Here is a 21,108-nt window from a genome sequence, read left to right as displayed (position 1 = left end):
TCTAGCCACATCCGGCACCTGACCCACGCCCCAGTTACATCGAAGTTCGATATAACTGGGGTGTGGCATTTTCTCAGGCGGGTCCCGATCCCGCGCTGGACCTCGACGAGCTGGTCAGCGCCATCGAGGACTTCAACACGTACTTCATCCGTCTGCCCTCCGTCCGGAGGCTCAGCTTCTCGACCCTGTCCGTGTTGCACACGCTGGCGAGCAAGGGCCCGATGCGGCTCACCGACCTGACGGCCACGGAACAGCTCAAACAGCCCGCGCTCACCAGCCTGGTGGCCAAGCTGGAGCGGGACGGGCTGGTGTCACGCCGTCCCGACCCGCGCGACGGGCGGGCCGTCCTGCTGACCCTCACCGAGGAGGGCAGCGGCATCGTCCGGTCCCGGCGCGCCGACCGGGTGAGCCGGGTCGCCCGCCTGGTGGAGCACCTGAGCGACGACGAACGCGCGGCGCTCGCCGGGTACGCGGGCCTCCTGGGCCGCCTGACCGAGATCGCCGCGCGCCTCGAAGAAACAGGAGAGCAGCCCTCTTGACGAACCACCCGAACCGCCCGAACCACCCGAACCGCCCCTTCCCGCTGCGCCCGGAGCCGCTGCACGTACCCGACGAGGTCCTCGACGATCTGCGGCGCAGGCTCGTGACGACCAAGTGGCCCCCGGCCGCCGGAGCCGACGACGGCTCCTACGGCGTACGCGCCGACCACCTGCGGGAACTGGTCTCCTACTGGGCCGACGGCTTCGACTGGCGCGCGGCCGAACGGGCGATCAACGCCTACGAGCACTACAAGGTGGACGTCGGCGGCGTGCCGGTGCACTTCATGCGCAAGCCCGGCGTCGGCCCCGACCCGGTGCCGCTGATCCTCAGCCACGGCTGGCCCTGGACGTTCTGGCACTGGTCGAAGGTCATCGACCCGCTCGCCGACCCGGCGGCCCACGGCGGGGACCCGGCGGAGGCGTTCGACGTGATCGTGCCGTCGCTGCCCGGGTTCGGCTTCTCGACCCCGTTGACGAGCAGGCCGGACATGAACTTCTGGAAGATCGCCGACGTGTGGCACGAGCTGATGACCGGCGTCCTCGGCCATGATCGGTACGCCGCCGCCGGGTGCGACGTCGGGGCGCTGATCACCGGCCAGCTCGGCCACAAGTACGCCGACGAGCTGTACGCCATCCACATCGGCTCGGCCCAGAAGCTCACGATGTTCAACGGCGACCGCGCCTGGGACCTGAGCGGCGGTATGCCCATCCCGGACGGCCTGCCACCCGAGGTGCACGCCCGGTTCGTCGAGCTGGACCGGCGGTTCGCGGTGCATCTGGCGGCGCACGTGCTCGCACCGGCCACGCTCGGCTACGGGCTGGCCGACTCCCCCGGCGGCATGCTGGCCTGGATCCTGGAACGCTGGACGAAGTGGTCCGACAACCACGGCGACGTCGAGACCGTGTTCACCAAGGACGACCTGCTCACCCACGCGACGATCTTCTGGGCGGGCGACGCGATCGGCAGCTCGATCCGTACGTACGCCAACAACAACCGCTACCCCTGGACGCCCTCGCACGATCGCCGGCCGGTCGTCGAAGCGCCGACGGGCATCACGTTCGTCGGCTACGAGAACCCGCCGGGCGTGACGACCGGCGAACAGCGGATCAGGGGCTTCCTCGACGGCGACCGGGCCGCCTGGTACAACCACGCCGACATCACCTGCCACGACCGCGGCGGGCACTTCATCCCGTGGGAGATCCCCAGCGAATGGGTGACCGACCTGCGCCGCACGTTCCGCCCCTACCGCCACTGACCACCCGAAAGCGGCGTGACTTATGTGCCCAGCGGGACAACCATTCCTGACTCGACACGATACGTAGTGGATCGAATACTCAAAGTGACATTCGTCTCCGCGAGAGGAAGTCCATGCCCACAGCACGCATCGCCGCCGGCCGCACCGCCTCCGGTCAGGGCTGGCAGGCCTACGGCACCAACGGCATCTACATCGACGTCGACACCAGCGCCGCCCACTTCTCCGGCAGTCCCATCTACGTCACCTCCGTCAGCGGCCCCGGCGGCAACCAGTGGAACCTGGTCGGCCCCAGCGCCGTCTACGACCCCACGGCCACCAAGTTCCGCGTCTACCTGCAGTGGCGGGACGCGTCACCGCTCTCCCCTGCCGCCGCCCAGCAGTACGGCTGGTTCATCCAGTGGATCGGCTACGACAACCCCTGACCCCTACCGGGCGCCCCCCGTACGGCGGGCGCCCGGCCCCTCACGGCGACCGGCGGGACGGTCGAGGGGCGGAGGCCGGAGTGCGGCGGTCGGGTTCCACCGAGGGCGGGCCGGGGAGCCCACCGGCGGCGCGCAGCGCGTACAGGTCGCCGTTCGAGCTGCCGACGTCGACGAGGCCGCCGGACGGTCGCCCACCCACCTCGAACACATCCTGGCCGAACTCGGCCTGGCCAACCGCACGGCCGCCGCCTTCGCCTCGGCCCAGGGCATCATCACCCCGGACCCCACCGAGCCCGTGTCCCGGACGTGATCCGGTCGCGGCAGTATCACCGTCATGAGAAGGATGATCACGACTCTGGTGGTCTGCGGCGCCCTGCTGACGGGCGTCGCTCCCGCGCACGCAGTGATCAAGAACCCCGTCCAGGCGTTGAAGGCCGTTCTGGCGCCCGGGCGCGGCATGCACGTCACCGAGACGACCACCCTGATGGAAGGCGCCGCCGAACGGACGGAACGCCGCCGCGAGGGGACCTTCGCGTTCGACGCCGAAGGCCGCATCACGGCCCTGGACGTCCGGACCACCGGCGGTGAGTACGGTCCCGAACGTGCCATCGGCTTCAACCACGACATCGGCGGCACCAGCTACCAGTCCGGCGGACGCATCGGAAAATGGCTGAAGAAGGGCAAGACCTGGTGGAAGGACTCGCACCGGCTCCACCTTTGGCACACCGATCTGCTCGGCTACGACGAGCAGCTCATCAACCCGGCCGAACCCGCGACCCTGGCCACCCTGCTGAAGCACGGACAGCGCGACGGGGACACCGTCACCGGCATGCTCACCTTCAAGGAGCTCGTCCGGGTCTCCCGCTGGGCCCAGCACTCGACCCACGGCCAGTGGGACCAGGAGGGGGAGCTCTCCTACACCGTCACGCTGACCCCGGCGGGGCTGGTCGGCAGGGTGCGGAGCACGTTCACCTTCCCCGACGTCTTCGAGGAACTGACGGGCAGGACGCTCTACGTCGACACCCGCTACCACGGGTGGGGCGAGAAGGTGTCGATCAAGGCCCCGGACGCCCGGAAGACGACCACCGAGCTGTGCGTCGAGGGCCTCTGCAACTGGCGCCTGCCGGGCTGACAGCGCGGGCCCTTGGCCAGTTCGGCGCCGGGGTCGGCGGGGCCGACCGAGCCGCAACGCAGCGGCGACACCGCCTCACTGGCCCTCACCCTGGTCGGCGCGGTGCACCAGCTCCTCCTGACACGCGGTCCGCACGCCCCCGACCTGCGCGAACGCCTGCGCCGCCTGGCCACGACGCTGATCGGCCGCTGACGCCGGGCGGCGCCTGGCGTTCCCCGGCGGCCGGGCGTGGTGGCGAGGCCGGACCCCGGCTTCCTAGCACCACCAGCCGGTCAGGTAGGAGACGGTGCTTCCCTTGGGACGGGCGCCGGCCCGCATGCAGACGCTGGAGCTGGAGCTGGTCAGCAGCCCGTAGCCGTAGTTCACGCCGCCGCCGAGCGTCCGCAGGTCGCACTGCCGCCAGTTGGCTCCGCCGTCGATCGAGTAGTCGACCCAGACGGCGTCGCCGTCCTTGGAGTTCAGGATGCGCGCCCACACGTACTCGAGGCCGCTGATCGTGCCCGATCGCAGCTCCAGGGTCTGGCTGTTCGGCATGGCCTTCTGCTTCCGGGTCGCGGTGTTCGTGGCGTTGACCGGGTTGCGCATGGTCGGGCACGAGGACGGCCTGGCCGTCGGCGTGGCCAGAGCGGTGCCGGTGGTGGCCGTGGCGGCCATCACCACCATGGCCGCCGAGAGTACGGCCGTCTTGAGAGCGGTTCCTGCGACGTTCATCGAGCGTGTCCCTTCGGTGGGGGTTTCTGCTACGACGATGGTCGGGCTGCCGCCCTTGCGGCCGGTAAGGGTTTCGACCGTGGTCGAAAGCCCGCGGTGGCGGCGGTCCCGCTCAGTTCGGCCCGGCGAGGGTGCCGTTCAGCAGGGCCAGGCCGAGCGGCGTCGGCAGGTGCAGCACCGAGCCGCCCTGCCGGCGGGAGATGACGAGACCGCTGTCCCGCAGGATCGCCACATGGTGGCTGGCGGTCGCGGCCGAGATGGCCAGCTTCCTGGCCAGGTGCGTGGTCGTACAGCCACGGCCCACTTCCTCCAGGACGGCCGCGCGGGTCGCGCCGAGCTCGGCGCCGAGCGCGTCCGGCCGCTGCGGCGCGCCCGCGGCCCGCTGTCCCCACAGCGCGAAGGCGTGGGCGGGGTCGCGCAGGGCGGGATAGAACAACACCGGCGCGTCGTCGGGGCGGAAGCTGTCGTAGCTGAACAGGGGCAGCCGGCAGAAGACGGAGGGGATCAGCACCAGCCCCCGCCCGTTCAGGTGCACGTCGAGCGTGCGTGAGGTGAAGCGGGTGGTCACGTCCAGCGTCATGTCCCGCCAGACCAGGTCGGGGTGGAGCGTCGAGAGCAGCCGTTCGGCGCCTCCCCGTACCATGACGCCCGCGCGGGCGGTGACCTCCGCCTCCAGGTGCGCGCGCAGCGGATCACCGTACGGGCCGAGCAGGACGGTGTGCGTCTCCCGCAGGGCCGCCGCGAAGTGCCTGCGTGTCTCGGCGTCGTCGGGCAGGAGCTTGGACCAGGACGGCAGGTCGCCGAACTGCCCCCAGGTGTCGAGCTCCGCGCGCACCGAGTCGGCGCCTACGCCCAGGAACCGGTCCAGGCCCTCCTCGACGTGCGCCCCCGCTCCCACGAGGGTGAACACGTCAAGCGGATGAACGCCCTGCGCCAGGCCGCCCAGCAGGCGTAAGGAGTCGCGGACCCGTACGTTCCGCCGCCACGGCTCGAACAGCGCCCCGGGCCGCCGCCTGGCCATGACGTTGAGGGCGAACCAGGATTCCATGACGGGGCCCGGCGACGCCTCGAACCGTAACCGGGCCAGATCCTCACCTGTGAAGTGAAAGCGCCACATACTCCACCTATCGTCCAGAACAAATGTCAACGAGCAGTATCGGCTCGCCCGACCGCCTGAACCACCCCGGGCGCGACCGGTCAGCGGCGGGCCGTTTCGGTGAGGCGGCGCAGGGTCGCGGTGTCCGGGGCCGGCCGGCAGGCGGCGTGGAAGCGGTCGATGGCGCCGTCCGGCAGCAGGGTCCAGGCGGCGGCGAGGTCGCAGGCCGGATCGCCGGTGCAGAGGTCGCCGAAGTCGATCACGCCGCAGATGGTGCCGTCCGCGGTGAGGACTTTGGCCGGATGCAGGTCGCCGTGCAACCACAGGGCCGGGCCCGTCCAGCCGGGCGCGGCGGCGGCGTCCTCCCAGACGGCGCGGACGGCGTCCGGGTCGGGGATGAGTCCCAGTTCGGTGGCCTCGGCGAGTTGCCGGGCGAACCCCTCGGAGCCGTCGCCCAGGGCATCCGTACGGCGAGATCGTCGCCGAGCCGCCAGAGCTGGTTGTCCCAGCCGCGCGCGCCGAGCCGCACGGGGTGATCGGCCAGGTCGGGGTGCTGGTCGCGGAGCAGATCCCGGACCAGCCGGGCACTGATCTCGATCTCGGCGTGAGTCATGCGGAGCAACGACAGCCGTACGGTGTCCGCCCGTCCGGGCCGTGTCCGAGGACGGAGGCGGAGGTTGATGTTCCAGGTGCGATTCGCCAGATCTCGACGCCCGAATCCCGATAACGTAGGGCATATGGCGGTTGATCAACATGGAGGTGCGGGGGTGGCCGAGGACCGGCAGGTCGATCTCAAGACGAACGTGCCGCACTCGGCGCGCGTCTACGACTACCTCCTCGGAGGCAAGGACAACTTCCAGGCCGACCGCACGGCCGCCGAGGACGTCATCAAGATCGCCCCGTACATGCCGACGTCCGTACGAGCCAACCGCGACTTCATGGTCAGGGTGACCCGCTACCTGGCGGCCGAGCGCGGCGTCGACCAGTTCATCGACATCGGCACCGGGCTGCCCACCTCGCCCAACCTGCACGAGGTGGCCCAGCAGGCCGATCCGGCCGCGCGCATCATCTACGTGGACAACGACCCGCTCGTCCTCGTGCACGCCCGCGCCCTGCTGACCAGCTCGCCGGAGGGCAGGACCCGCTACATCCAGGCCGACCTGAACGACCCGGACGCCATCATCGACTCGCCCGAGGTCCGCGACACCTTCGACTTCGCCCGTCCCGTCGCGCTGTGCCTGATCGCCGTGGTGCACTTCATCCCCGACGAGGACGACGTCCGCGCGATCATCGAACGCCTGATGAAGCCGCTGCCCGCGGGCAGCTTCCTGGCCCTGTCCACCATCACGCTCGACAGTGCGCCCGGCAAGCTGGTGAGCGAGGCCGTGGCCCAGTACAACCGCCGCGGCATCATGTCCAAGGCCCGCACCCGGGCGCAGATCGAGGAGTTCTTCGACGGGTTCCGGCTGATCGAGCCGGGTGTGGTGCCGGTGCACCACTGGCGGCCGGACGAGCAGTTGTTCCCCGTGGAGGACTCCATGGTCTCGATGTACGGCGGACTGGCCGTCAAGGACTGACCGACTCCCCCACCCGCAGAGCCTCGTACCGAGCGACGAGCCGCGTCCTGACAACGGTCGCGGCCGTGGCGGCGCCGTGTCAGCACGGTGACGGCCCCATGTCAGCGCGACCGTCGATGGTTGGCGCATGAACAGTTCAGCGATCGCGGCGCCCGGCGCCGCCGGCGGCTTCCCCGCGCCCACGACGGCGCACCCGAGGACCGCCCCCGCCTCCTCCGAGTGACCGCAAACCTCCTTCGCTATTCACCGTTGCTAAGTACCAGTAGTCAGTGTTACTTTGTACCAGTAGTCAGCAACACCGAGTAGTAGCTCAAGGGGGTGTTCCGTGGGCAAGCAGCTGACGGAGATGCTCAAGGGAACGCTGGAGGGCATCGTCCTGGCGATCCTGTCCGGCCGGCCCGCATACGGCTACGAGATCACGGCGTGGCTGCGCGAGCGAGGCTTCTCCGACATCGCCGAGGGCACCGTCTACGCGCTGCTGGTCCGGATCGAGCAGCGCGGATTCGTCGACGTGCGAAAGGTCCCGTCCGAGAAGGGGCCGCCGCGCAAGGTGTACTCCCTGAACGCTCAGGGACGGGCGTACCTCGACGAGTTCTGGAGGAACTGGAGCTTCCTGGCCGAAAGGCTCGAACAGCTCCGCGAAGGAGGCGAATAGACATGACCCCAGAGGCGAACGAGCCGAAGAGCCGCTACCTGCAGTACCTGGAGATCGTCACCGGGCCGCTGGAGGACAAGAGGCGCTACCGGCAGTACAAGGCGCGAATCAAGCAACTTCCCCAGAACTACCGCACGGCGGCCGACGCGCTGGAGCGCTACCTGATGCTCCTCGGCCCGGCCGACGGCGCCGGCGCGATGGCGATGTACGAGGACCTCGCCGAACTGTTCGAACAGAGCGTGGCCGACGGCACCGCGGTCCGCGACATCTTCGGCGCGGACCCCGTGGAGTTCGTCGAGGCGTTCGTGGCCAACTACCCGGTCGGACAGTGGCGGGCCAAGGAGCGCAACCGCTTCACCAGCGCCATCGACCGCGCCGCCGGCGAAGACCCAGCAAGACGAGAAGGGACAGTGTGATGACGGCACAGCGTGCCCAGGCGATCCGGGTCCAGGGCCTGGAGAAGTCGTACAAGGAGCTGCGCGTGCTGCGCGGCGTGGACTTCGACGTGGCGCGGGGCAGCATCTTCGCCCTGCTCGGCTCGAACGGCGCGGGCAAGACCACGGTGGTGAAGATCCTGTCCACGCTGCTCAAGGCCGACGCCGGGACCGCCAGCGTCAACGGCCTGGACGTCGCCGGGCAGGCGGCGGACGTACGGGCGTCCATCAGCCTGACCGGGCAATTCGCCGCCGTGGACGAGATCCTCAGCGGGCGGGAGAACCTCATGCTGGTCGCCCGGTTGCGGCACCTCAAGGACCCCGGCCGGATCGCCGACGACCTGCTCGCCCGGTTCTCGCTGACCGACGCGGGCGGGCGGAAGGCGGCGACCTACTCGGGCGGCATGCGCCGCCGCCTCGACATCGCGATGAGCCTCATCGGCGACCCGCCGATCATCTTCCTCGACGAGCCCACGACCGGGCTCGACCCCCAGGCGCGCATCGAGGTGTGGCAGGCCGTCAAGGAGCTCGCCGCCCAGGGCACGACGGTGCTGCTCACCACGCAGTACCTGGACGAGGCCGAACAGCTCGCCGACCGGATCGCGATCCTCCACGAGGGCCGGATCATCGTCAACGGCACCCTCGCCGAACTCAAGCAACTGCTCCCGCCCGCCAAGGTCGAGTACGTCGAGAAGCAGCCGACCCTGGAGGACGTCTTCCTCACGCTCGTCGGCGCCAACGGCGGCGACGCGGCGCCGGCACGAACGAATCAGGAACGATGATGAGCAAGCACTTCCTCGCCGACACCGCCACCCTGCTCGGACGGTCCCTGCGGCACATCAGCCGCAGCGTGGACACCATCGTCACGACCGCGGTCATGCCGATCGCCATGATGCTGATGTTCGTCTACGTCTTCGGCGGCGCGATCAAGACCGGGGCGGACTCGTACGTGAACTACCTGCTGCCCGGCATCCTGCTCATCACGGTCGCCTCGGGCATCGCCTACACCGCGTTCCGGCTGTTCACCGACATGAAGGGCGGCATCTTCGAGCGCTTCCAGTCCATGCCGATCGCGCGCTCGTCGGTGTTGTGGGCGCACGTGCTGACCTCGCTGATCGCCAACCTGATCTCGCTCGCGGTCGTCGTGCTCGTCGCCCTGCTGATGGGCTTCCGCTCGTCGGCGGGAGTGCTGGGGTGGTTGTCGGTCGCGGGCATCCTGACCCTCTTCACCCTGGCGCTGACCTGGATCGCCGTCATCCCCGGCCTGACGGCCAAGACCATGGAGGGCGCGAGCGCGTTCTCCTACCCGCTCATCTTCCTGCCGTTCCTCAGCTCGGCGTTCGTGCCCACCGACACCATGCCCACCGTGGTGCGCGTCTTCGCCGAGAACCAGCCGGTGACCTCGATCGTCAACGCCATCCGCGCCCTGTTCACCGAGCAGCCCATCGGCAACGACATCTGGATCGCCCTCGCCTGGTGCGTCGGCATCCTCGTCGTCGCGTACGCCTTCGCCATGAACACCTACCGCCGCAAGATCTCCTAGCCGGTACGGGTCCGACCCCACCCGGCAAACCCCTTCGCGAGACAAGGAAGATCATGACTGAGTCCGTTCACACCGTCACCCCGATGCCGACGGCACGTGAGTCCGGCTGTCCCTTCGACCCGCCCAAGGGCCTGGTCGAGGCCCGCGAGCACGGCCCGATCAGCCGCTTCCCCTTCCCCAGCGGGCACCAGGGCTGGCTGGTCACCGGCTACGACCTGGCCCGGTCGGTCCTGGCCGACCCGAGGTTCAGCTCGCGCAAGGAACTCATGCGCCACCACCCGCTGATCGACTACGGCGACATCGAGGTCCCGCCGGCGCCGCCCGGCGAGTTCCTCCTCATGGACGACCCGCAGCACAGCCGTTACCGCAAGCCGCTGGTCGGCAAGTTCACCGTACGCCGGATGCGCCTGCTCACCGAGCGGGTCGAGGAGGTGACGGCCGCCCACCTGGACGCCATGGAGAAGGCCGGACCGGGCGCCGACCTGGTGACCGCGTTCGCCAAGCCCATCCCGGCCGTCATCATCTGCGAGCTGCTGGGCGTGCCGTACGAGGACCGGGGCTTCTTCCAGGAGAACATCGACAAGTTCCTCGGCGGCGAGGTGGGCGACGAGGAGCTGATCGCGGCCTACCTCGCGACCCAGCGCTACCTCGCGGAGCTCGTGGCCGCCAAGCGCGCCGCCCCGACCGACGACGTGCTCAGCGACCTGCTCGACAGCGACCTGACCGACGAGGAGTTGCAGGGCATGGCCCTGATCCTGCTGTCGGCCGGGTTCGACACCACCGCCAACATGCTGGCGCTGGGCACGTTCGCGCTGTTGCAGAACCCGGACCAGCTCGCCGCGTTGCGCGCCGAGCCCGAGCTGATCGACCAGGCGGTCGAGGAGCTGCTGCGGTATCTCAGCGTCGCCAAGCAGTTCCACCGGGTCGCGCTGGAGGACGTCGAGCTGGGCGGCCACACCATCACCGCCGGTTCGACGGTCATCCTGTCCCTCAACACCGCCAACCGCGACCCCGAACGTTTCCCCGACCCCCACACGCTCGACCTGCGCCGGCAGGACGGCGGCCACCTGGCCTTCAGCCACGGCATCCACCAGTGCCTGGGCCAGCAGCTCGCCCGCGTCGAGATGCGCGTCGCGTTCCCCGCGCTGATCGCCCGCTTCCCGTCGTTGCGCCTGGCCGTACCGGCCGGGGAGGTCGCCCTGCGCCCCGAGACCGCCGACATCTACGGGGTCAAGAGCCTCCCGGTCACCTGGGACCAGGACCTCGGTTGACCGCGCAGGCGTCCGGGGGGCAGGGTCCCGGCAGGCGCGCCGTACCCGCCCTGCGCGCGGCCGGCGAGGACCGCGACCGGGTCACCGAGCTGCTGCGCACCGCCGTCGTGGACGGCCGGCTCGACCCGGTCGAGTTCGACGAGCGGCTGGGCGCGGCGCTCACCGCCCGCACCATGGACGCGCTGGCCCCGCTCACCGCCGACCTGGTCGCCGCGCCGGGCGGCGGCGCACCAGCGCGACCCGCCGCCGAACTGCTCACCATCAAGGAACGGCACGGCTCGGTGCACCGCGCCGGCCGGTGGACGCTGCCGCGCCGGCTGGCGGTGCGCACCGCGTGGTGCGAGGTGACCCTGGACCTGACGGGCGCGGTGCGCACCGCGCCCGAGCTGGTCATCGAGCTGCGGGTACGCGGCGGCGACGTGGCCCTGATCCTCGCACCGGGAATGACCGTGGACGCCGGCGACCTCTCGGTACGGCACGGCGCCCTGGCGATCGACGGGGACCCGCGCGACACCACACCCGGGACACTGCATGTCCGTCTGACAGGCCGCATGCGGCACGCCCGGCTCGACGCCCGGTGGCACCCGGTGACAACACAAGGGCGGTAGGGGCCCGGACGCCGCAGGGTGAAAACGGTTCGGCGGCTCTTGACCAATTCTTCCGGCGGACGTATGCACATTCTTGTGCACATATGTGGGTCGAACAGGTCCCGCTGCCCTCGATGAGCGTATGAGCCGCCGGCAGGCAGGTGGCGGCGACGGTCAACCGGAAGAGCTCCCGGCCGATAACGTAATCCGCCGCGGACCAGGAATCGTGTGTCATCACGTCCAGCCGTTCGCCGACGCCGTTCTCCAAATGGCGGCGGCTCGATGACTATCTGACCATGCGTGAATATTGGAGTGAAATCCCCCGATGTCTCACTCACCGGTTCCCCCCGGCGGATTCGCCCCCCGCCCGTCCCGCCGGACCGTCCTGGCGGGTGGCGGCGCCGCCCTCGCCGCCCTGCTCGCCCCGCCCCTGCCCGCGAGAGCCGGCACGGCGGGGAACGCGGGCCGGACGTCCGTCACCTCCGGCACCGACTTCGGCGTCGCGCCCTCGCCCGACGGCCGCCTGCTCGCCTTCGACCTGCTCGGCGTCCTGTGGGTCTGCTCCGCCTCCGGGGGCACCGCCCGCAGGCTCACCAGCGACCTGTACGACATCGCCCAGCCCGACTGGTCCCCGGACGGCTCCACGATCGTGTTCCAGTCCTACCGCGACGGCGTCTTCAACCTGTGGACGATCCGCCCCGACGGGTCCGCGATCAAGCAGTTGACCACCGGCCCGTACGATCACCGGGAGCCCCGCCACAGCCCGGACGGGCGTACCATCGCCTACTCCTCCGACGCCGGGGGCAGCTACGGCATCCACCTGCTCGACGTCGCCACCGGAGCGACCCGCGTCCTGACCGAGACCTCCGCCGAGGAGTACGAGCCGGCCTGGTCGCCCGACGGCGGCAAGATCGCGTTCGTCGTCGCCGACACCAGGATCGACGTCGTCGAGGTCGCCACCGGCGCGCGCCGCACCGCGGTCACGGTGCCCGCCGGTCAGGTGATCCACCAGCCGTCCTGGTTGCCGAACGGCGCCGACCTCGCCTACCACCACTTCCATTCGGGCGCCAACGACCTGGCCGGCACCGCGGGCCCCCTCGTCACCGGCGAGGAGGTCTTCCCGTTCCGCGCCCGCTTCGCCGCCGACGGGCGGTACTTCTACACCTCCGCGGGCACCATCAAGGTCCGCCGCCTCGGCTCCGCGTCCGTCGGCACGATCGGCTTCACCGCCGCCCTGACGACGACGACCCCGGCGTACGAGAAGAAGGTGCGCGTGTTCGACGCGCCCGGGTCGTTCCCCGTCGTCGGGATCGGCAGCCCGGCCGTGTCCCCGGACGGGTCCGCCATCGCCTTCCGCGCCCTCAACGACATCTACCTGACGCGCGACGGCGGCACCCCGGAACCGCTCTTCCGCGACCGCTGGTGGAAGGCCGACCCGGACTTCTCCCCGGACGGGCGGCGGCTGGCGTTCGTCACCGACCGCACCGGCACCCTCAACGTCTGGGTGCGCGACCTGGCCACCGGCGCCGACCGGCAGGTGACCCGGCTGACCGACTCCGCCGCCCTGTCGGTCCGGTGGTCCCCCGACGGGAAGGAGATCGCCTACCTCGACCAGGACGGCGCCCTGTGGGTCGTGGACGTCGCCACCGGCGACCTGCGGAAGATCTTCGACGCCACCTTCGAGCCGGGCCGCCCGACCTGGTCGCCCGACGGCAGGACCCTCGCGCTGGCCGCGGTGGTGCCGTACTCGCGGCGCTACCGCGAGGGGCTGTCGAAGATCCTGCTCGTCGACCGGGCCACGGGCGCCGGCACGTACGTCGATCCCGCGCCCCATCGTTCCCTGCAGACCCGCGGTGACGACGGCCCGGTCTGGTCGCCGGACGGCACCATGCTCGCCTTCGCCATGGAGTCGGTCCTGTGGGTCCTGCCCGTCGACCGGTCCGGACGGCCCACCGGCAGCGCCCGCCCGGTCACCCGGGACGTCTCCGACGCCCCCGTCTGGGCAGGCGGCTCGTCCGCCCTCCTCCACCTGAACGAGGGACGCCTCAGGATCGCGCGCCTCGACGGCAAACCCGCCCGGTCGATCCCGGTACGGCTGACCTGGCGCAACGACCCCGGCCCCGATCAGCTCGTCATCCACGCCGGTCGTATGTGGGACGGCGTCTCCGGCGGCGTCCTCCGCGACGTCGACATCGTCGTACGAGGCCAGCGCATCGCCGCGATCGAACCGCACCGGGAGGGAAGGCCCGGCACGCGGATCGACGCCCCCGACAGGTTCGTCATGCCGGGACTGATCGACATCCACCACCACCGTGAGATGCAGGGCTACGCCTACGGCTCGCGGCAGGGTCCGCTGTGGCTCGCCCTGGGCGTCACGACGACGCGTTCACCCGGCTCGCCCGCGTACCACATGGTCGAGGAGCGGGAGTCGGTGCAGTCGGGCGCCCGGCTGGCGCCGCGCTACCTGGGCACCGGCGAGGCCGTCGACGGGGCGCGCATCTACTACAACTTCATGCGCCCGACGTACTCCCACGACCAGTTGCGGCTCGAACTGCGGCGGGCCGCCGCCCTCGACTACGACCTGATGAAGTGTTACGTACGGCTGCCGGTCGCCTGGCACAAGGAGGTCATCGACTGGGCCCACCGCCAGGGCAAACCGGTCAGCTCGCACTACCACTACCCGGCGATCGCCATGGGCGGCGACCAGACCGAGCACGTCGGCGCCACCAACCGGTTCGGCTACTCCCGCACCGTCACGAACGTCGGCTCCGCCTACTCCGACGTCATCTCCATGTTCAACGCCGCGAAGATGGCCAGGACGCCCACGCTGTTCAACTCCTCGACCCTCTACCGGGAGGACACCTCGCTGGTCACCGACGAACGGGTCCGCCGCCTCTACCCGAACTGGCGCACGGCGGCGCTCCAGGCGACGGTCACCGCGGCGCGGACCGCCGACCCGGCGGCGGTCCAGGCGGTCCGGACGAACCTCGCCAACCAGGTCGCGCAGCTCACGGCGATGATCCGCGGCGGCGGCGTGGTCACCGCCGGCACCGACGCGCCCATCGATCACCTCGGGATCAGCCTGCACATGAACCTGCGCGCCATGGTCAAGTACGGCCTGACCCCACGGGAGACGCTCACCGCCGCGACCAGCACGTCCGGGGCGTACCTCGGTCTCCCGCTGGGCCGGATCGCCAAGGGCATGTACGCCGACCTGGCCGTCATCGACGGCGACCCGCTGTCCCGCATCGAGGACGCCGACAACGTCACCGCCGTCGTCGTCGGCGGGCGACACCACACCGTCGAGCAGCTTCTCGCGCCGTACCCGTCCGCCACCACCACCGACCAGGCCGGGTCCACGGCCGCCGCTCCGGCTTCCGGCAGGGTCAGGGAGCGTGTCCCCGTCCACCCGAGCACGGCGGCCCACTGGTGGAACGACCCCGCCCAGCTGGAGAGCGCCCGGACGTCCTGCTGCCACGGCCACTGAACGCGCGACGCGTCGCGGCCACCTGGGTAGAGGTGAGGACGGGGATGCGAGCAGGCGACGGTCCGGCTGGTCCTCGGTGCCAGCGGAGACCGAGCGGGGAGGCCGGGACGTGCGACGCCTCGGGCGAGCGGTGTGACCAGCGAGGACGCGCTGGACGTCACGGTCGCGGCCGGGCTGCCCGCCGCCGCCGTGACGGCCCGGCTGGACAGCGGGGACGGCGGCCTGAGCCAGGCCGAGGCCGAACGCCGCCTGTCCACGGTGGGGCCCAACTCCCTGCGCACCCACAAGGCCCGGCGGCTGGCGGTGCTGGTCCGCCAGCTCCGCTCGCCCCTGCTGATCCTGCTGGCCGTCACCGCCGCCGCCTCGTTCTTCCTCGGCGAGTCGTCGGACGCGCTGATCATCGGCGTGATCCTGACGGCGTCCGTCGGACTGGGCTTCTTCAACGAATACCGTGCGGAACGGGCCGCCGAGGCGCTGCACACCCAGATCCGGCACCGCTGCCTGGTACGGCGTGACGACCGGCCGCGCCTGGTCGACGTGGTCACGCTGGTGCCGGGCGACGTGGTCGTGCTGCGGCTGGGGGATGTCGTACCGGCTGATCTGCGGCTGGTCTCGACGGCGGGGCTGGAGTGCGAGGAGTCGGTGCTGACCGGCGAGTCACTGCCCGTCGCCAAGACCCCCGAGGCCGTCGGCCCGGACCCGGCGCTGGCCGAGTTGTCCAGTTGCGCGCTGATGGGCACGGTGGTGCACGCCGGGTCCGGCACCGGCGTGGTGGTGGCCACCGGGGGACGCACCGAGTTCGGGCGCATCGCGCTGCAACTCGGCGAACGCCATCCGGAGACCGAGTTCCAGATCGGCCTGCGTGACTTCTCCATGCTGCTGGTCCGCGTGGCCGCCGCGCTCACCGCCGCGATCTTCGTCATCAACCTCGTCCTGCACCGCCCGGTGCTGGACGCGCTGCTGTTCTCGCTGGCGATCGCCGTGGGCATCTCCCCCCAGTTGTTGCCCGCCGTGGTCTCGACCAGCCTGGCGGCCGGCACCCGCCGGCTGGCACAGCACAAGGTGCTGGTCAAACGGCTGGTCTGCATCGAGGACCTGGGGGACGTCGACCTGCTGTTCACCGACAAGACCGGCACCCTGACCGAGGGACGCATCAGCTTCGTACGCTCGCTCGGCCCGGACGGCCGCCCCGCCGACCACGTGCTGGAACTCGGCCTGCTGTGCAACGAGGCCGTCGTGGACCAGCCCGTGGACCAGCCCGTGGACCAGCCCGCCGACCAGCCCGCCGACCAGCCCGCCGACCAGCCCGCCGGTCACGACGGCGGGCCGGGCCGCGCGGCGAGCGGCAACCCGCTGGATGTCGCCCTGTGGGACGCCCCGGCCGCCGCCTCGCTCCGGACCGGCCTGGCCCGCTTCCGCCGCCTGGCCGTCGTGCCCTTCGACCACGAACGGCGGGCCGCCTCGGTGCTGGTCGAGGACGGCGAAGGCCGGCTGGTCGTCACCAAGGGCGCTCCCGAGGCCGTGCTGGAGCGCTGCACCGCCGTCACCGACGAGGCCAGGGCCGTGCTGGACGCCGAGTTCGCCGCGGGCAACCGCGTGGTCGCGGTGGCCACCCGGCGGTTGTCCGGCGCGGCCGCCCTTCAGACCACCCTGACCCCCGCCGACGAACGCGACCTCACCTTCGAGGGCCTGCTGGTCTTCCTCGACCCGCCCAAGGCCGGCGCCTCGCACGCGCTGGAACGCCTGGCCCGGCTCGGCGTCACCGTCAAGGTGCTCACCGGGGACAACCCGGCGGTCGCCGCCAAGTTGTGCGCCGATCTCGGCCTGCCGGGCGGGCGCGTACTGACCGGGCGGGACGTGGAGGCCGCCGACGACGTCCAGTTGGCCGCCCTCATCGAGCAGGCCACCGTGTTCGCCCGGGTCAGCCCGGAGCACAAGGCGCGCATCGTGCGGACCCAGCGGCGCGGCGGCCTGGACGTGGCCTTCCTGGGCGACGGCGTCAACGACGCGCTCGCGCTGCACGCCGCCGACGTGGGCATCTCCGTCGAGGCGGCCACCGACGTCGCCAAGGACGCCGCCGACGTGCTGCTGCTGGAGAAGAAGCTTGACATCCTGGCCGACGGCGTCACCCAGGGGCGGCAGATCTTCGCCAACACGATGAAGTACGTCCTGATGGGCACCTCCAGCAACTTCGGCAACATGTTCTCCGCCGCCGCGGCGTCGGCCTTCCTGCCCTTCCTGCCGATGTTGCCCTCCCAGATCCTGCTCAACAACCTGCTCTACGACTCCAGCCAGCTGGCCATCCCCACCGACCACGTGGACGCCGAGCAACTGCGGCGGCCCTCCCGCTGGGACGTGTCGTTGATCCGGCGGTTCATGTTGTTCTTCGGCCCGATCAGCTCGGTGTTCGACTTCGTCACGTTCGGGGTGATGCTCGGCGTCTTCCACGCCGGGCCGCCGTTGTTCCGCACCGGCTGGTTCGTGGAGTCCCTCGCCACGCAGGTCCTGGTGGTCTTCGCCATCCGGACCAGGCGGGTGCCCTTCCTCCGCAGCCGTCCGAGCCTGCCGCTGCTGCTGGCGGCCCTCGGCGTGGTGACCGTCGGCGCGGTCATCCCCGTGACGCCGCTCGCCCCCGTTCTGGGGTTCCAGCCGCTGCCCGGGCCCTTCTTCCTCGCGCTGGCGCTGATGGTGGTCGCCTATCTGGCCCTCATCGAGCTCGGCAAACGCCGGTTCTACCGGGCCGTTCCGGCGCGTCTGCCGGGTGGGAGGCGCAGCCCCGCCCACCGTACGCACCGCAGGGCCCACCGCTTCACCACGCGCGCCGCGCTCACCCCGGGCCGGACCGCCCTGCGGCGTCTCGCCCGTCGATGACCGGGCCGCGCGGCCGGACCACCGCCACCGGGCAGTGCGCGTGGTGCAGGACGCCGTGGCTGACCGAGCCGAGCACCGCGGAGGAGAAGCCGCCCAGGCCGCGCGAACCGATCACGACGAGGTCCGCCACCGCCGACGCCTCGGTGAGAGCGGCCACGGGATGGCCGTGCACCTGCTCGTCGGTGATCACGATGTCGGGGTTCGCCCCGCGCCAGGGGGTCACCCGCGCGTGGGCCATCCGCTGCTCCTCCTCATACGAGTCGGCCAGCAGCCGGCTGTAGGCCGCCCAGTACGGCGAGACCACCGGCGCCTGCCAGGCGTAGACCACGTGCAGGCGGGCGGAGCGCGTACGGGCCTGCTCGACGGCGTACTGCATGGCCGCCTGCGAGCCTTCGGAGCCGTCGTGGCCGACCACGACCAGGCCGTTCCGGGCGTCGGCGGCGCCCCGGACGATCACGACGGTGCCGGCCGCGTGCCCCGCCACGGACATGCCCACCGAGCCGAGCACCATGCCGGCGAATCCCCCCATGCCCCTGCTGCCCAGCACCAGGCTGTCGGCGGCGGCGGACTCGTCCGTGAGCGCCTCGATCACGTTGCCGGCCAGCAGTTCGGCGCTCACCTCGACGTCCCCGCCCAGCTCGCGGGCCCGCGCGGCGGCGGCCTCCAGCGCGCCCGCGCAGTACCGCGCTCCGTCCACGCCCTGGGACCACTGCTCGCACACGTGCACGATCCGCAGCGGCAGCCCTCTGCGCCGGGCGTCGGCGGCGGCCCATTCCACTGCGGCGGTCGAGGACGGGGATCCGTCCACGCCGGCCACGATCCGGCGGCGCATCAATCCCCTCCTTCACCCGCGGACTCCCTCGACACCCCCCTTCCCGAAGCAGACAAGAAGACACAAACAGGAAAGGGCAAGAGTTTCCTCCTCTGTGGGGCTCGTCTGTACGACGGCGGGAAGGCTCATCATCGGAGGACCCGGACAATTCCTCTTCCGGAGGCGGCAGTGAGCCATCAACAAGCCGGCCGGCCCGTACTCGTCGGCTACGACGACTCCCCCGCGAGCCGCCACGCGCTGCACTGGGCGGTCGCGGACGCCAGGCTGCGAGGGGCGCCCTTGCTCGTCTGCCACGCCCTGCACTGGCCGTACGCCCCCAGACCCGTCGCCCAGGAGATCATCGAGCAGCTCGAACCGCTCGCCCTCAGCATCGTGGACGAGGGCCTGCGCCGGGCCAGAGAGCTCGCCCCGGACCTGGACGTCCAGCCGCTCCTGGGCAGGGGGACACCCTCGGCGGTGCTCCTGGAGGCCGCGCGCGAGGCGGAGCTGACCGTGCTCGGATCTCGCGGGCAGGGCGGGTTCGACGGCCTCCAGGTGGGCTCGGCCGCCGTGCAGGTGCCCGCGCACAGCATCACCCCCGTGGTCGTCGTACGGCCGCCCGTCCAGTCGTCCGCGGGCCAGGACGTCCGGATCGTGGTCGGTCTCGACGGCTCGCCCGCCAGCCTGGCCGCCTTCGACTTCGCCCTGGACGAGGCCGCGCTGCGCGGGGGCGTCGTGACGGCACTGTGCTGTTGGGCGGACTGCGGATCGTCGACCTGGCAGGAACCGCTTCCCTTCGTGGACTCCCACGCGCTGCGCAAAGGCGCGGAGACCCGCTTCCGCGAAGTCGTCTCCCACCTGGCCGGCCGGTGCCCGGAGGTGACGGTGATCACCGAGTTCGTGACCGAACGCCCCCAGCGCGTACTGATCGGCGCGACCAGGGACGCCACGCTCCTCGTGCTCGGCAACCGGGGCAACGAGGCGCCTCCCTGCCTGCTCCTCGGGGCGGTGACCCAGGCCGCCCTGCTCGAGTCCTGGTGCCCGGTCGCGGTGGCCCCCGCCGCCGTACTGAACCCACGGCTGCCCCCGGGATGATCGTCGGCGAGCTTAGGGAGACGAGACAGATGGCCGGACCGATCATCGCGTGCGTGGACGGATCCCCGCCTTCGGTGGCGGCGGTGGAGTGGGCCGCGTCGGACGCCTGCCGGCGCTCGCTGGAGCTGCGCCTGGTGCACGTGTGCGAGCAGTGGGCACGCGACTCCGGATCGGTCCAGTACTGCTCGGGGATGCTGGACGCGGCGGCGGACCGGGCGCGCGGCCTCGCGCCCGGGATCGAGGTCGTCACGGAGATGTTGCCCGGACAGGTGGTCGGCGACCTGATACGGGAGTCCGCCCAGGCCGACAGCCTCGTCCTGGGCAGCAGAGGATTGGGCGGCTTCGCCGGGATGGTGCTCGGCTCCACGAGCCTGGCGCTGGCCGGGCACGCCCCGGTGCCGGTCGTCGTCGTCCGCGAGGCCTCCACGGTACGGCACGGCAGGATCGTGGTCGGGTACGACGGACACCACTCCCAGGCGGCCATGGAGTACGCCGTGACGCAGGCGCGGGCCCAGGACGCCGAACTCCTGGTGCTCCACGCCTGGCAGCCCCCGATGTTGTCCTCGTACGCGGCCGCCTACAGCGTCCTCACCGAGGACTTCAAGGAGAAGGCGAACGCCGTCCTCCAGGAGGTGATGCCCTGGAAGGAGCGGAACCCGGACGTGCGGATCGTGGACGACGAGCGCTGCGACCACCCGGTCTCCGCCCTCAGGAACGCCTCCTCCACGGCCGACCTGGTCGTGGTGGGCTCGCGCGGGCTGGGCGGGTTCGCCTCCGCGGTGCTGGGCTCGGTCAGCCACGGCGTGCTGCACCACGCGGCGTGCCCGGTGGCCGTGGTTCCTCCCCAGAAGGCCGCCCATCGTTCCAGGTGAGACCGCGCAGTGGCCGGGGTCAGGCGCCCGGTCCCGGCACGACCGCGACGGGGCCGGGCGCGTGCTGCGTGAGGGAATCCGCGATGCCGGACCGCGCCCCGCGCGACCGTCCGACGACGACGAGGGTGGCCGGCTCGTGAGCGTCGTGCGGCCGTACGTCGACGTCGGGACGGCGGGCCGCCCACTCGGTCAGGTCGGCCGAGGCGGCGAGGGGGAGCCGACGCATCGCCGCCTCGGCGAACGCGAACTCGATCACGGCCGCGTCCGGCTCCCGCTCGGCCAGCACGATCGGCCCCGGCCGCGTGGCCTGGGGCAGCGGCCCCGGCCCGCGTACGACGATCACCGGGCAGCCGGCGTGGGCGGCGACGTAGCCGGCCACCGAACCGACCACCGCCCTGGGCAGCGCGCTCAGCCCCCGGGAACCGACCACGACGAGCGTGGCGCCGCCGGACAGCTCGACGAGACGCTGGGCGGCGGGGCCCTCGTACAGGCCGGTCTCCACCTGGACGACCGAGCCGGTGGAACGGGCGCACTCGGCGCCGTGCCACAGGACGTGCTCCGCCGCCCTGCGCAGATGGGCCTTGGCCTCCTCCTCCGCCTCGCCGTACGGCCATTGCCAGGCGTGGACGAGGGTCAGCGGCAGGTGTCTGAGCTCGGCCTCGTCGAGCGCCCAGTCCAGGGCCTGCATCGAGAAGTCCGAGCCGTCGTAGCCGAGCACGATGTGGTCCATGTCAGCGGTCCCTTCGGGT

23 protein-coding genes are annotated in these 21,108 nt (G+C 71.4%); 17 read left to right on the top strand and 6 right to left on the bottom strand.

Annotation, left to right across the window (positions count from 1 at the left end; all coding sequences use genetic code 11):
- The first annotated feature begins 62 nt into the window (after window positions 1-62).
- From DMB42_RS18375 to DMB42_RS18365, 3 genes are all read left to right on the top strand, one after another.
- The gene (locus DMB42_RS18375; protein ID WP_125636125.1) at window positions 63-539 is read left to right on the top strand and encodes a MarR family winged helix-turn-helix transcriptional regulator; all 477 of its coding nucleotides are present in this window, start codon (window positions 63-65) and stop codon (window positions 537-539) included.
- Window positions 536-1,795, top strand: coding sequence for an epoxide hydrolase family protein (locus DMB42_RS18370; RefSeq protein WP_185844725.1), 1,260 nt, complete (start codon window positions 536-538; stop codon window positions 1,793-1,795). Before DMB42_RS18375 ends, DMB42_RS18370 begins: the two co-directional genes overlap by 4 nt.
- A 113-nt stretch (window positions 1,796-1,908) precedes the next feature.
- Window positions 1,909-2,217, top strand: a complete 309-nt coding sequence (locus DMB42_RS18365) for a hypothetical protein (protein WP_125636124.1) — start codon at window positions 1,909-1,911, stop codon at window positions 2,215-2,217.
- Window positions 2,218-2,257: 40 nt separating this feature from the next.
- On the opposite strand, the gene DMB42_RS53245 is transcribed toward DMB42_RS18365, so the two are convergent.
- The gene (locus DMB42_RS53245; protein ID WP_185844724.1) at window positions 2,258-2,416 is read right to left on the bottom strand and encodes a hypothetical protein; all 159 of its coding nucleotides are present in this window, start codon (window positions 2,414-2,416) and stop codon (window positions 2,258-2,260) included.
- A gap of 135 nt (window positions 2,417-2,551) precedes the next feature.
- Between DMB42_RS53245 and DMB42_RS18360 the strand changes: the two genes are divergently transcribed.
- Together DMB42_RS18360 and DMB42_RS18355 are read left to right on the top strand one after the other, a co-directional pair.
- Window positions 2,552-3,349 (top strand): hypothetical protein, encoded by a 798-nt coding sequence (locus tag DMB42_RS18360; protein WP_125636123.1) that lies wholly within the window; start codon window positions 2,552-2,554, stop codon window positions 3,347-3,349.
- Between the two features lie 12 nt (window positions 3,350-3,361).
- Window positions 3,362-3,541: a hypothetical protein gene (locus tag DMB42_RS18355; protein ID WP_125636122.1), complete on the top strand. Its 180-nt coding sequence runs from the start codon at window positions 3,362-3,364 to the stop codon at window positions 3,539-3,541.
- A gap of 63 nt (window positions 3,542-3,604) precedes the next feature.
- On the opposite strand, the gene DMB42_RS18350 is transcribed toward DMB42_RS18355, so the two are convergent.
- From DMB42_RS18350 to DMB42_RS55030, 3 genes are all read right to left on the bottom strand, one after another.
- A complete protein-coding gene (locus DMB42_RS18350; protein WP_125636121.1) occupies window positions 3,605-4,060 on the bottom strand; it encodes a hypothetical protein in 456 nt (151 codons plus the stop codon).
- 112 nt (window positions 4,061-4,172) lie between these two features.
- Window positions 4,173-5,108 carry a helix-turn-helix transcriptional regulator gene (locus DMB42_RS18345; protein WP_185844723.1) on the bottom strand — a complete coding sequence of 312 codons (936 nt, stop codon included), beginning with the start codon at window positions 5,106-5,108 and terminating at the stop codon, window positions 4,173-4,175.
- Between the two features lie 149 nt (window positions 5,109-5,257).
- Window positions 5,258-5,554 carry a phosphotransferase gene (locus DMB42_RS55030; RefSeq protein ID WP_260477795.1) on the bottom strand — a complete coding sequence of 99 codons (297 nt, stop codon included), beginning with the start codon at window positions 5,552-5,554 and terminating at the stop codon, window positions 5,258-5,260.
- On the opposite strand from DMB42_RS55030, the gene DMB42_RS55025 reads away from it, so the two are divergent.
- The 10 genes from DMB42_RS55025 (at window position 5,459) to DMB42_RS18295 (ending at window position 17,581) form a co-directional block, all read left to right on the top strand.
- The gene (locus DMB42_RS55025; RefSeq protein WP_260477800.1) at window positions 5,459-5,692 is read left to right on the top strand and encodes a hypothetical protein; all 234 of its coding nucleotides are present in this window, start codon (window positions 5,459-5,461) and stop codon (window positions 5,690-5,692) included. The genes DMB42_RS55030 and DMB42_RS55025 overlap by 96 nt on opposite strands.
- A gap of 201 nt (window positions 5,693-5,893) precedes the next feature.
- Entirely contained in the window at window positions 5,894-6,733 is an 840-nt protein-coding gene (locus DMB42_RS18335; RefSeq protein ID WP_125636119.1) for an SAM-dependent methyltransferase, read from the top strand.
- Between the two features lie 325 nt (window positions 6,734-7,058).
- On the top strand, window positions 7,059-7,388 hold the full coding sequence (locus DMB42_RS18330) for a PadR family transcriptional regulator (RefSeq protein WP_125636118.1): 330 nt from the start codon (window positions 7,059-7,061) through the stop codon (window positions 7,386-7,388).
- Between the two features lie 2 nt (window positions 7,389-7,390).
- Entirely contained in the window at window positions 7,391-7,804 is a 414-nt protein-coding gene (locus DMB42_RS18325; RefSeq protein WP_125636117.1) for a DUF1048 domain-containing protein, read from the top strand.
- Window positions 7,804-8,604 (top strand): ABC transporter ATP-binding protein, encoded by an 801-nt coding sequence (locus DMB42_RS18320; protein WP_125636116.1) that lies wholly within the window; start codon window positions 7,804-7,806, stop codon window positions 8,602-8,604. Before DMB42_RS18325 ends, DMB42_RS18320 begins: the two co-directional genes overlap by 1 nt.
- Window positions 8,601-9,365, top strand: a complete 765-nt coding sequence (locus DMB42_RS18315; RefSeq protein ID WP_312024743.1) for an ABC transporter permease — start codon at window positions 8,601-8,603, stop codon at window positions 9,363-9,365. Before DMB42_RS18320 ends, DMB42_RS18315 begins: the two co-directional genes overlap by 4 nt.
- 53 nt (window positions 9,366-9,418) lie before the next feature.
- On the top strand, window positions 9,419-10,636 hold the full coding sequence (locus DMB42_RS18310; RefSeq protein ID WP_125636115.1) for a cytochrome P450: 1,218 nt from the start codon (window positions 9,419-9,421) through the stop codon (window positions 10,634-10,636).
- Entirely contained in the window at window positions 10,633-11,244 is a 612-nt protein-coding gene (locus tag DMB42_RS18305) for a DUF1707 domain-containing protein (RefSeq protein WP_125636114.1), read from the top strand. The genes DMB42_RS18310 and DMB42_RS18305 overlap by 4 nt, the downstream gene beginning before the upstream one ends.
- Before the next feature lie 304 nt (window positions 11,245-11,548).
- The gene (locus DMB42_RS18300; protein WP_125636113.1) at window positions 11,549-14,710 is read left to right on the top strand and encodes an amidohydrolase family protein; all 3,162 of its coding nucleotides are present in this window, start codon (window positions 11,549-11,551) and stop codon (window positions 14,708-14,710) included.
- A 132-nt stretch (window positions 14,711-14,842) separates the two neighbouring features.
- The gene (locus DMB42_RS18295) at window positions 14,843-17,581 is read left to right on the top strand and encodes an HAD-IC family P-type ATPase (protein WP_125636112.1); all 2,739 of its coding nucleotides are present in this window, start codon (window positions 14,843-14,845) and stop codon (window positions 17,579-17,581) included.
- On the opposite strand, the gene DMB42_RS18290 is transcribed toward DMB42_RS18295, so the two are convergent.
- Entirely contained in the window at window positions 17,538-18,413 is an 876-nt protein-coding gene (locus DMB42_RS18290) for a universal stress protein (RefSeq protein WP_125636111.1), read from the bottom strand. The two genes, DMB42_RS18295 and DMB42_RS18290, sit on opposite strands and share 44 nt — an antisense overlap.
- A 168-nt stretch (window positions 18,414-18,581) precedes the next feature.
- Here DMB42_RS18290 and DMB42_RS18285 point away from each other — a divergent pair, with 168 nt between their 5' ends.
- Both DMB42_RS18285 and DMB42_RS18280 read left to right on the top strand, forming a co-directional pair.
- The gene (locus DMB42_RS18285; RefSeq protein ID WP_125636110.1) at window positions 18,582-19,487 is read left to right on the top strand and encodes a universal stress protein; all 906 of its coding nucleotides are present in this window, start codon (window positions 18,582-18,584) and stop codon (window positions 19,485-19,487) included.
- Between the two features lie 29 nt (window positions 19,488-19,516).
- Window positions 19,517-20,359: a universal stress protein gene (locus tag DMB42_RS18280; RefSeq protein ID WP_125636109.1), complete on the top strand. Its 843-nt coding sequence runs from the start codon at window positions 19,517-19,519 to the stop codon at window positions 20,357-20,359.
- Between the two features lie 19 nt (window positions 20,360-20,378).
- On the opposite strand, the gene DMB42_RS18275 is transcribed toward DMB42_RS18280, so the two are convergent.
- Window positions 20,379-21,089: a universal stress protein gene (locus DMB42_RS18275; RefSeq protein ID WP_125636108.1), complete on the bottom strand. Its 711-nt coding sequence runs from the start codon at window positions 21,087-21,089 to the stop codon at window positions 20,379-20,381.
- Between the last annotated feature and the right edge of the window lie 19 nt (window positions 21,090-21,108).

The sequence above is a fragment of the Nonomuraea sp. WAC 01424 genome (genome assembly GCF_003947315.1).
GTDB lineage: Bacteria > Actinomycetota > Actinomycetes > Streptosporangiales > Streptosporangiaceae > Nonomuraea > Nonomuraea spiralis.
This window is presented reverse-complemented; position numbering and strand designations above follow the sequence as displayed.